The organism is Micromonospora sp. KC606 (genome assembly GCF_004348675.1).
In the GTDB taxonomy this organism is placed as follows: domain Bacteria; phylum Actinomycetota; class Actinomycetes; order Mycobacteriales; family Micromonosporaceae; genus Micromonospora.
Window position 1 is genome coordinate 1 of sequence record NZ_SMKN01000223.1, and the last position, 9,563, is coordinate 9,563.

The window sequence follows — 9,563 nt, forward strand, 5'->3', positions numbered from 1 at the left end:
AACTGGCCGTGGGGGACTGGTCGGGGTTGAGGCGCCAGTCGCGGGCCACCCGGTCGACGGCGACCGGGTAGATGGTCAGGGTGCCGTCCGGGGCGATACGCATCCGCAGGAAGCACTTCGCGTCCTCGATGCCCTGACCGGCGAAGAGCTCGTTGAGGTTCACCCCGAAGCCGCCCGCGACCAGCAGGTAGCCCGCCACCACCTGGCTGGCGACCAACCCGATCACCGGGCCGTAGACGACCGTCGCGGCGGCCACGGGCAGCGGCCACGACCAGGCGTGGAACGGCAGGGCCAGCCACACCCACGTGCCGGCGACGGCCAGCCCCACATGGGCCATGCCGTGCCCGGCCCCCAGGATCCAGTGCCGCACGTACCGTTTCCCGCCGGCGGTGGGCGGCTTGGCGAAGACTGCCGCACCGAGCAACGTCACCCCCAACATGACCACCAGCGGTACGCTGAACAGTCGCTGCTCGGTGGCGCCCGCCCGGTTCTCGGCCACCCCGGCCATGGCCAGCATCAACAGGGTGTGCAGGGTGCCGAGCAGGGTGGTGAAACCAGGGTTGCGCATCGGCAGCCGGGGGAAGATTCCCCAGCCGTACCGGCGGGAGCGCGCGGCGTCCGGGTAACGGCCGGCCAGCTCGTACGACCGGGTGCGGCTGGCCCGCCGGGACAGGGTGTCCTTCGGCGGCACCTCGATCCGCTCTGGCAGCTTGTGCGTCGGATAGAGATAGGCGCCGCCCCCGCCGCAGGTGACGAGCTGCCGCTCCGGGCCAACGTACCGGGCGTAGTGGTGCAGGTCGCCCGAGATCAGCAGCCGCACGTGCGCCCCGGTGGGGGCGATGATCGTACGGATGAAGTAGTCGATCGAGTCGTACGCCGTGGGATGGTCGACGGCCTTGACCCAGGTGGGCGCCGGCACCGCCAGGATCACCCGGCTGCCCGGCCCCAGTCTCCGGGCCACCTCGTCGAAGTAGGCGAGCTGCGGATCGTCCAGGTACGACCCGGACTGGTCGTCGATGCCGAGCAGCCACCAGCCGGCCGGCAGTTCGACCGCGAAGTACGAGCGGGCCTGGCCGGTGCCCCAACCGCCGAAGTGGCGGTCCCGGGAGCGGGCGAAGAGCCGGAGGAAGGCGGTCAGGCCGTCGTACCAGTCGTGGTTGCCGGGGACGGCGAACAGCGTCGGCCGCTCCGGCGGGGGGAGGGGCAGCGCCGCCTGGTACGGCCCCTTGCAGCGGTCCTCGTACGCCTCGTAGCCTGCCGACGGATAGACCTGGTCGCCCCCCATCACCAGCGTCTGTGCCCGGGGCAGCCGGTGCCCGTCCACCGTCAGCTCCGGCTGCGCCAGCAGGTACGCAATGGAGTAGGTGGCGTTGAAGCCGTCCCCGAGGTCCGCCACGTAGTCCAGCCACAGCCCGCCGTCCGGCCCCACCTGCCTGCTGATTCGCGCATCGAGGGCGTTCTGCAGCTCCCGTTTGTCCAGATACGCCCCGAACAGCATCGCCAGCAGCGTACGAATGCCGGTGCTGATCAGCAGGAACGGCGCGAGCCACGGCACCGGCCTGCGAGGGGTGAAGCCCAACTCGACAGGGTCGGCGCTGCGTGGCCGGCGGGCGGCCCGCTCGCCGGGAGCGTCCTCGGCGGGTACGGCTTCGGGGTGGCTTCCTGCGTCGTCCGTCACACCGGCGCAGCGTAGTCCGCGTCCGTCGATCCCGCTGTCGCGGAACTGCCGGATGTTCCGGAATCGCGGTGGGGAACCCCCTCGGCCGACCGGTGCCCGGTGGCGTACACTTGCTGATCGTTGCCGCCTTAGCTCAGTCGGCTAGAGCGACGCACTCGTAATGCGTAGGTCGACGGTTCGATTCCGTCAGGCGGCTCAGTGCGGAAGCCCAGGTCAGAGACCTGGGCTTCGCCGTTTCCCGAGGTCCACGACAGCGCCGTCGGACGTGCCAGTCCGCAAATAGTCCGCATTTCGCGCCGCGACCGCCTTGTCCAGCCGGGTGGCGACCGCGTCCAGGTCGTCTCCGAAGAGATCGGCGTACACGTCCAGCGTCATCGACGCCGAGGCGTGTCCAAGCATCCGCTGCACCGCCTTGACGTTGGCGCCCGCCGCCACGGCCAGACTCGCCGCCGTGTGCCGCAGGTCGTGCGGAGTAAGCCCGGCCAGCCCGACCGACGCCGCAGCCGGCGCGAAGATCGGCCGGCGCTTCTACGCCTTCCATGTGACCTTCGAGGATCAGCCCGAGCTGTACCGCCTGGCGGACTTACCGGTCGGCGTTGATCACCGCTCCCACCGTGACGCTGATCCCGGACCAGTGGCTACACCTCACCATGCAGGGCGTCGGCTTCACCGACGAGACCGGCGACGCGACACTGACCGCCATCATCGAGAAGGCAGGCAGCTCGCACAGATGCCCGCAGTCACCGTCCAGTTCGGCGGGATCGTTGTTGCTGACGAGGCCATCGTCATGCCCGCGCTCCCTGCCGAACCTGTCCAACGACTGCGAGCCGCTACCCGAACCGTCATCGGGCACGTTGTCGGTGAGGACCAGGTCCCCGAGGACCCCAGCCGCTACCGGCCTCACGTGAGCGTCGCCCACCTAACCGCCGATGGCCCATCCGAGCCCTACGTTCAGGCAGTGCGGTCCGTAGTTCCGAAGGCCGTCGCCGTCACGATCGACCACGTGGACCTGATCGAGACGCACCGGGACCGGCACATGTACGAATGGCAAGTCGTCGCCCGAATGCCGCTCGGCTAGCTCGGAGCCGCGTCCGGAACGTGGCGCAGGTTGGTGCCTCTTTCGGCCCGGTTCTCGGCGATCGGACCGCCCGGACGCGATGTTCCGCTTCTCGAGGGCGCGGATGTCGCGCCCGAGCGTCCCGTTCGATGCGGAAAGGGACGCCCGGGATTCGGTGCGGCGGTCAGCGGAAGTCCGCGACGTGGTCACGGGCCCATTGGGCGTACGTGCGCGGCGGGTGTCCGGTGACCTGTTCCACATCGGGCCAGATACGCATCAGCGCGGACCAGTCCTGGGCGGCGTAGCCGCCGCCTTCGGGTGTGTCGCCGCTGTATTCGACGAAGCCGAGCATCAGGTCGGCCGACTCGGCGGCGAAGCCGCCTTGCGCCTTCATCAGCTCGCGGGCGCGTTCGCGGCTGACCTCCTCGTAGCGGACCTGCTCACCGAGTGCTGCCGCTATGGCCGCGACCTGTTCACGGACGGTGACCAACGCCGGACCGGTCAGGGTGTACGCCTTGCCGTGGTGGTCGTCCTCCAGTAGCGCGGCCACCGCGACCTCGGCGATGTCGGCCTCGTGGATGAGGTTCATCGGCTCGTCAGCGAACGGGTAGCGCACCACCCGCCCGGCCCGGATGGTCGGTGCCCAGATCTGCAGCATGTTGGTCATGAACCCGCACGGGCGCACGTGTGTCCACTCCAGACCGGAGTCCTCGACGGCCTGCTCCACTGGGTTGGTGTCCAAGCCGACCGTTACCGCGGCTCCGGACAGCACCACGACCCGGCCTATCCCGGCCCGCTCGGCCAACGCGACGACCTCCCGCGCGGCCTGCTCCACCGGGAACAGGTACATCTTCTCCACACCCGCCAGTGCGGGTGCCAAGCTGTCCGGCGCGGTCAGATCGCCCTCGACGACCTCCACCTGTGGTGGTAGCTTCGCCGCCGCCGGATTCCTGGTCAGTGCCCGTACGCTCACGCCTGCCCGGACGAGCTGGTCCACCACGTTCCGGCCGACGAACCCCGTCGCCCCGGTTACCAAGATCTTCATGCGCGTTCCTTCTGTTTCGTTTGGCTTGCGGGCGACCTGGTCGGTCAGTTCGTCGGTGGTCAGGTCGCCGTCCAGCAACGTGTTCGCGATGGTCACCACCTGATCGGTCTGCTCGGGGTGAGCAGGCGGTGGCTGTGTTCGTACGGGGGGCGGCATCGCGGACTGCGCGCCGGTCTACATCGGCAGGTCAGTGCCGGCGCTCGGAGCGTCTGCCGCTCCAGGCGCCGGGCGCACGCCTGTGTTTACGTCAGGTTCGTCACCGCAACGCTCCGAAAAACGCTCGGATGTCTACGGCGTGGTCCTGCGGCACCTCCATCGCCACGAAGTGGCCGCCGGGGTTTTCCTCCGGCCAGTGAACAATCTTGTTGTCCCGCCCGGCGAGGCGGCGCATCAGGGCGGAGCCGCCCCCGTACACGCCGGACGGCACCAGGTCTTGCCCCTTCGGCCAGGCGAAACTGCCATCCTCGGCCAGGGTCACGCGGTCGTACATCGGCCACGAGGACGATCCCGACGTGCCGGTGAACCAGTACAGCGAGGCGTTGGTCAGCATCAGGTCCCGGTCGATGGCCTGTTCAGGCGTGTCCACGGTGATGCTGAACTCCTTGAACTTGTTGATCAGCCAGGCCAGCAGCCCGACCGGCGAGTCGTTCCAGGCGTACGCGAAGGTCTGCGGCGCCGCCCGCAGCAGCGCGTGATGGTCCACACCGCCGCTCATCCACTGTTGCATCATCTGCCACTCGGCGCGCTCGGCGTCGTTCATGTCCGGCACGTCGGCCTCGGTCGGGAAGCCGAACCCGCCATCGATGTGCACACCGACCACGTGCTCAGGGTCCGCTGCGGCCACCGCTGGCGCGATGTAGGCACCCAGGTCGCCGCCCTGGGTGCCGTACCGGTCGTAGCCCAGGCGGGCCATCAGCTGCGCCCACATCCGGGCCACCCGGTCGATCGTGAACCCGGTTCGCGGCGGGGCTTGCGAGAAGCCGTAGCCCGGCACCGACGGCACCACGACGTGAAAGGCGTGCGCCGGGTCGGCCCCGTACGCGCGAGGGTCGGTCAGCGGGCTGATCAGCTCGACGAACTCGACGAATGAGTTCGGCCAGCCGTGCGTGAGGATCAGCGGCAGCGCGTCCGGCTCCGGGGAGCGTACATGCAGGAAGTGCACGTCCAGCCCGTCGATGCCGGTGATGAACTGGGGAAACTGGTTCAGCCGCGCCTCCTGGGCGCGCCAGTCGTACCCGCCTACCCAGTGGTCGACCAGGTCCCGTAGGTAGTCCACCGGCACTCCGCGGCTCCAGTCGTCGCCGGGCAGCTGCCGGGGCCAGCGGGTACGGGTCAGCCGGTCGCGCAGGTCGTCGAGGTCGGCTTGCGGGATGTCGATCCGGAATGGCGTCATGCGAACCACGCTAGAGTCGATATAGGACAGAATTTGGCACACATGGTTGGCATTCTTGGCTCATGTCCTCAGACACCCCGGGCCGGCTGTTGTCCCTGCTGTCGTTGCTGCAGACCCCCCGCGAGTGGCCAGGCAGGGAGCTGGCCGCGCGGCTGGGCGTGAGCCTGCGGACTGTTCGCCGCGACGTGGACCGGCTTCGCGAACTGGGCTACCCGGTGCACGCCACGATGGGCGCGGTCGGTGGATACCGGCTAACCGCCGGCAAGGCCATGCCCCCGCTGCTGGTGGACGACGAGGAGGCGGTGGCGATCGCGGTGGGGCTGCGCACCGCGGCCGGGCACGCGGTGGCCGGCATCGAGGAGGCTTCGGTACGGGCGCTGGCCAAGCTGGAACAGGTCCTGCCCGTCAAACTGCGGCACCGGGTCGGCACGCTCGGTGCGGCCACCGAGCCACTACTGACCTGGGACCGGCCCACGGTCGACCCCGAACGGCTGACAACGCTGGCCGCAGCCATCACCAACCGGGAACGGCTGCGCTTCCCGTACCGCCGGCACGACGGCACGGACGGCGAGCGCCGGGTGGAGCCGTACCGGCTGGTATCGGCGGGGCGGCGCTGGTACCTCGTCGGCTACGACAACGACCGGGACGACTGGCGGATCTTCCGGGTGGACCGGATCGGGGAGCCGACGCCCATCGGAGTGCGTACCGCGCCGCGTCCGCTGCCCGCGGCGGACGCGGCCGCGTACGTGACCGGCAAGCTGCTCGAACTGGCCCCGGTCTACCAGACAGTGGCGACCCTGTACGCCCCGATCGAGGCGGTGGCCGGGCGGGTCGGCGACTCCCCCGACGACCTGCAGCCCATCGACGCGGGCAGCTGCCGGCTGAGCAGCCACACCGACACCGTGGAGTGGACGGCCTGGCGGCTGCTGCTGCTTGGCTGCGAGTTCGAGGTGCACGAGCCACCAGAACTGGTGGCGTTCCTACGGGAGCTGGCTGGCCGGGCCGCCCGGGCGGCGGGGCCGTCGACGGACGCTGCGGCGTCCGCGAAGGGGGCCAGCGTGCCGGCGGCGGGCAACTGACAGGTCACCGCGGCGTTGAAACCAGGCCGAGGGCGCCGAGCTGATCTTCGTGAACCTCTTGATACGCCTGACACACAGCCGCGAGAGCCCTCGTCAACGGGGTCGGCGCAGCTCAGCGCCAAATACCGACAGTCGATGACGACGCCAAGATCACAGGGTTCGAGGAGCGTAGGTTGACGGTTCGATTCCGTCAGGCGGCTCCAGGGCGAGACCCTGACCAGCAGGAACGTTGGTCAGGGTCTCGCGTTCATCTATGCGGTCCTGAGTCGCTCCCCGGAAGCCCTCCGACAACGTCCGTCGGCGATCAGGTTCAAATGCCTGGACACGTGGGATCGGCCGCTGTCTGTCCGCGTCAACGTGGCCCGGGCCGCCGCCCGGGCGGCGGAGGGTTCGAGATCGCGATGGTTCCCGGCGACGCCCACGGGCGCGAACGGTTCGCGATGATGCCGGCGGCCCGCGGGTGTTGCGGTGGCCATGTCGCTTTTTGTCCGCTCTGTCAGGCGGGCCGCCGCGGCATCACGGTGGTCGACCGGATGCTGACCTCATCCAGACAGGGCTACTCCTGTGAAGCCGGTGGACAGTCGCCTCCTGACGATCGTGCTGTCCGGCGTCCTGGCCGTCGAGGGCTGCGCAGCCCTCGACCAACCACCACGACAGGGGCCGGCCGGGTCTTCCATGTGGAGGGCCGGGGGCTTGTGATCAGTTTGCAGATAGCGCTCTGACCTGGGCTTTCGCCTTCTGTCCCGCTACCGTGGAGGTACGCCCGGCGCAGTGCGTCGCCTGGGCAGGCGCACCCGCGGTGCCGCTGGCACCAGTGGGGAGTGCGGCCTCCAGGCGTATCAACCTCGATCAGCCAACTGGTGCTTTGCCCACTCGGCGAGCGACGGCCAGGAGGTGGCGAAAGGGTTAGGACCTGTGGGCAGTGAGAGCAGAACGAGCAATCAGGATCATTCTAGACGGCGGTTGCATCTTCGTTGGCCTCGGCGGGATAGCGCACCAGACGGCGATCGTGCCGCCCGGCCAGGCCAACGCCGTTCTCCTGGGGACGTTTGTGGCGATCCTCGGAATCCCGGCGGGTGTCGGCCTACTGTCGCTGCGAAGCAATGGCGGCAGCGGTACGACCAACTCGCCATCGCCGTCTCGGCCGCAGGACTCGCCGTCGCCGCCGTCGCCATCGCCGCCGCTCTACGGAACGGGTGAGTGAGATGACGGCTGATTCCTGGCGCGTGCCGTCTCGAGCCATGCAGGTCGTGTTCGCGTCGTTGGTGTTCGCGGCGGTGGTCGCCATCTCCTCCATGGTGTACGCCAACTCGGTCGCCCGGGCCTCCGAGCGGAGCCTGTGCGACCTGGTGGTGCGGCTCGACGACACCTATCGCGCGACGCCTCCGCAGAACGCCACAGGGCTTCAGCTTGCCGCCGAGATCGGCCGCCTGAGGAGCGAACTCAACTGCCCGAAGTCGCGCGCACCGCGCGGGTGAGGCGCCTGTCGTCCCGCGTCATACGCCCACGTCTGGCCGTGCCGACCGCGGGCTGGCCGGTTCGCGGTCGTGGCGGCCGACCGGGTGGCAGGCTGGGCCGATGGACAGGAAGCAGGTGACCGGCTGGATCGCGGCGTACGAGCGGGCCTGGCGGACACCGGGGACGGCGGCGCTCGCCGCGATCTTCACCGACGGGGTGAGCTACCGGCAGGGACCGTACCGGTCGCCGGTCGTCGGCCTGCAGGCCCTGGCCCGGATGTGGGAGGACGGGCGCGACGGCCCCGACGAGGCGTTCCGGATGACCAGCGACATCGTCGCGGTCGAGGAGGACACCGCCGTGGCGCGGGTGGAGGTCCGGTACGGCGACCCGGCCGACCAGGAGTACCGCGACGTGTGGATCATGCGGTTCGCGGAGGACGGGCGCTGTTGTTCCTTCGAGGAGTGGCCGTTCTGGCCGACGCAGCCGACGTCCGCCCGTCCCGACGACAGCTGACCAGCGCTCCCGCCCCGACGCTACCGGGTCGTCCGGGCGCGCGGCAGGCCGGTGCTCACCCGTACAGGCTGTTCAGGTACTCCGGGCCGTAGCGGCGCTCCAACTCGGCGAGGCTGTCGGGGGTGTTCTCGACCTCCTTGACGAGCCGGGGTCGGGGCGGCAGCACCTCCGGCTGCCAGGTCTCCGGCTGCCACAGTTCCGAGCGGAGGAACGCCTTGGCGCAGTGGTAGAAGATCTGCTCGACGGCCACCTCGATGGCCAGGATCGGCCGATGCCCCTTGACCACCATGTCGTCGAACCACGGTGCCTCGCGGACGAGACGGGCCCGGCCGTTGATCCGCAGGGTGTCCGTGCGCCCAGGAATCAGGAAGATCAGCCCGACGTGCGGGTTGTCCAGGATGTTGCGGTAGCCGTCGGCGCGCCGGTTGCCGGGCCGCTCGGGGAGTGCCAGGGTGGCCTCGTCCAGCACCTTGACGAACCCGGCCGGGTCGCCCTTGGGTGAGACGTCGCAGCTGCCGTCCGCCCCGGCCGTGGCGACCAGGCAGAACGGGGAGGCAGCCAGCCACTGCCGGTCCCGTTCGTGCAGCACGACGCGTTCCTTGGCCACCGCCCGGGGCATCGGTGCCCCGAGTAGCTCACGTAGTTCCTCCGGCGAGGTGATCTCCACCGTCACGTCCGCCCTCCCCGTCCGTTGACCCCGATGGCGCCTCCGGTGGACACCGGCCACCGTCCGTCAGCGTAGGCGGCGCTGGCGAGCCCGAGGTTTGCCCACCGGTGCCGGGGGTACCGGCCCATCAGCGCCCGGACGCGAGCAGTGGAGGCCCACCATGGAGAGCCGACTGAAGGTGCTCGGTCACCCTGTGCACCCGATGCTGGTGATGTTCCCGCTGGCCCTCCTGGTCACCGGCACCCTCTTCGACATCGTCGACGCGGTGGGTGGTCCCGACTTCCTGGGCGAGGCGGCGTACTGGAACATCACCGTCGGCCTCGTCGGCGGCCTGCTGGCCGCGGCGGCCGGGACGGTCGACCTGCTCGCCATCCCGGCCGGCACCCGCGCCAAGCGGGTGGCGCTCACCCACGCCGCCGCGAACGTCGCGGTGGTCCTGCTCTTCGCCGCCGTCTGGGCGGTCCGGCTCAACGCCGAGTCCCGGACGGCCGGCGGCGCGCTGATCGCGATCGAGGTGGTCGCGGTGGCCCTGCTCGGCATCAGCGCCTGGCTCGGCGGCGAACTGGTCGACCGGCTCGGCGTCGGCGTCGACCCAGAGGCCGGCCTGGACGCCCCCAGCTCACTGCGGCCCCCGGCGGCCACCCAGCGGATCGGAGACGTGCGATGACAGAAC

General features: G+C 70.0%; 11 protein-coding genes and 1 tRNA gene. 6 read left to right on the top strand and 6 right to left on the bottom strand.

The annotated features are described in order from the left end of the window. The coding region (locus tag E1193_RS26930; protein ID WP_132185984.1) for a metallophosphoesterase at positions 1 to 1,678 on the bottom strand (1,678 nt) is incomplete at its 3' end. Positions 1,679 to 1,800: 122 nt separating this feature from the next. Here E1193_RS26930 and E1193_RS26935 point away from each other — a divergent pair. Further along, positions 1,801 to 1,874: transfer RNA gene (locus tag E1193_RS26935), tRNA-Thr, on the top strand. A gap of 17 nt (positions 1,875 to 1,891) precedes the next feature. Here the strand turns inward: E1193_RS26935 and E1193_RS26940 are convergent. Next, complete coding sequence (locus E1193_RS26940; RefSeq protein ID WP_207922880.1) at positions 1,892 to 2,194, bottom strand: tyrosine-type recombinase/integrase; 303 nt, start codon at positions 2,192 to 2,194, stop codon at positions 1,892 to 1,894. A 67-nt stretch (positions 2,195 to 2,261) separates the two neighbouring features. Beyond that, entirely contained in the window at positions 2,262 to 2,531 is a 270-nt protein-coding gene (locus E1193_RS33480) for a hypothetical protein (protein ID WP_243707922.1), read from the bottom strand. Between E1193_RS33480 and E1193_RS26945 the strand changes: the two genes are divergently transcribed. Then, positions 2,439 to 2,756: a 2'-5' RNA ligase family protein gene (locus tag E1193_RS26945; protein WP_243707921.1), complete on the top strand. Its 318-nt coding sequence runs from the start codon at positions 2,439 to 2,441 to the stop codon at positions 2,754 to 2,756. The genes E1193_RS33480 and E1193_RS26945 overlap by 93 nt on opposite strands. Positions 2,757 to 2,919: 163 nt before the next feature. Here E1193_RS26945 and E1193_RS26950 read toward each other — a convergent pair whose 3' ends face one another. Then, a complete protein-coding gene (locus E1193_RS26950; RefSeq protein ID WP_132185992.1) occupies positions 2,920 to 3,780 on the bottom strand; it encodes an NAD(P)H-binding protein in 861 nt (286 codons plus the stop codon). A 256-nt stretch (positions 3,781 to 4,036) separates the two neighbouring features. Further along, positions 4,037 to 5,173, bottom strand: a complete 1,137-nt coding sequence (locus E1193_RS26955) for an epoxide hydrolase (RefSeq protein ID WP_132185986.1) — start codon at positions 5,171 to 5,173, stop codon at positions 4,037 to 4,039. Positions 5,174 to 5,235: 62 nt separating this feature from the next. On the opposite strand from E1193_RS26955, the gene E1193_RS26960 reads away from it, so the two are divergent. The 3 genes from E1193_RS26960 (at position 5,236) to E1193_RS26970 (ending at position 8,223) form a co-directional block, all read left to right on the top strand. After that, a complete protein-coding gene (locus E1193_RS26960; RefSeq protein ID WP_132185987.1) occupies positions 5,236 to 6,252 on the top strand; it encodes a YafY family protein in 1,017 nt (338 codons plus the stop codon). A gap of 1,241 nt (positions 6,253 to 7,493) precedes the next feature. Continuing rightward, complete coding sequence (locus tag E1193_RS26965; RefSeq protein WP_132185988.1) at positions 7,494 to 7,730, top strand: hypothetical protein; 237 nt, start codon at positions 7,494 to 7,496, stop codon at positions 7,728 to 7,730. Between the two features lie 100 nt (positions 7,731 to 7,830). Then, positions 7,831 to 8,223, top strand: coding sequence for a nuclear transport factor 2 family protein (locus E1193_RS26970; RefSeq protein WP_132185989.1), 393 nt, complete (start codon positions 7,831 to 7,833; stop codon positions 8,221 to 8,223). Positions 8,224 to 8,278: 55 nt separating this feature from the next. On the opposite strand, the gene E1193_RS26975 is transcribed toward E1193_RS26970, so the two are convergent. Continuing rightward, on the bottom strand, positions 8,279 to 8,896 hold the full coding sequence (locus E1193_RS26975; RefSeq protein WP_132185990.1) for a pyridoxamine 5'-phosphate oxidase family protein: 618 nt from the start codon (positions 8,894 to 8,896) through the stop codon (positions 8,279 to 8,281). A 154-nt stretch (positions 8,897 to 9,050) separates the two neighbouring features. Between E1193_RS26975 and E1193_RS26980 the strand changes: the two genes are divergently transcribed. Next, positions 9,051 to 9,557 (top strand): DUF2231 domain-containing protein, encoded by a 507-nt coding sequence (locus tag E1193_RS26980; protein WP_132185991.1) that lies wholly within the window; start codon positions 9,051 to 9,053, stop codon positions 9,555 to 9,557. Positions 9,558 to 9,563: the final 6 nt, after the last annotated feature.

What these genes read in the sequence shown, in the direction of transcription:
- E1193_RS26980 (WP_132185991.1), top strand. Translation starts at nt 9,051, where the DNA reads ATGGAGAGCCGACTGAAGGTGCTCGGTCACCCTGTGCACCCGATGCTG.
- E1193_RS26955 (WP_132185986.1), bottom strand. Translation starts at nt 5,173, where the DNA reads ATGACGCCATTCCGGATCGACATCCCGCAAGCCGACCTCGACGACCTG.
- E1193_RS26960 (WP_132185987.1), top strand. Translation starts at nt 5,236, where the DNA reads ATGTCCTCAGACACCCCGGGCCGGCTGTTGTCCCTGCTGTCGTTGCTG.
- E1193_RS26965 (WP_132185988.1), top strand. Translation starts at nt 7,494, where the DNA reads ATGCAGGTCGTGTTCGCGTCGTTGGTGTTCGCGGCGGTGGTCGCCATC.
- E1193_RS26950 (WP_132185992.1), bottom strand. Translation starts at nt 3,780, where the DNA reads ATGAAGATCTTGGTAACCGGGGCGACGGGGTTCGTCGGCCGGAACGTG.
- E1193_RS26970 (WP_132185989.1), top strand. Translation starts at nt 7,831, where the DNA reads ATGGACAGGAAGCAGGTGACCGGCTGGATCGCGGCGTACGAGCGGGCC.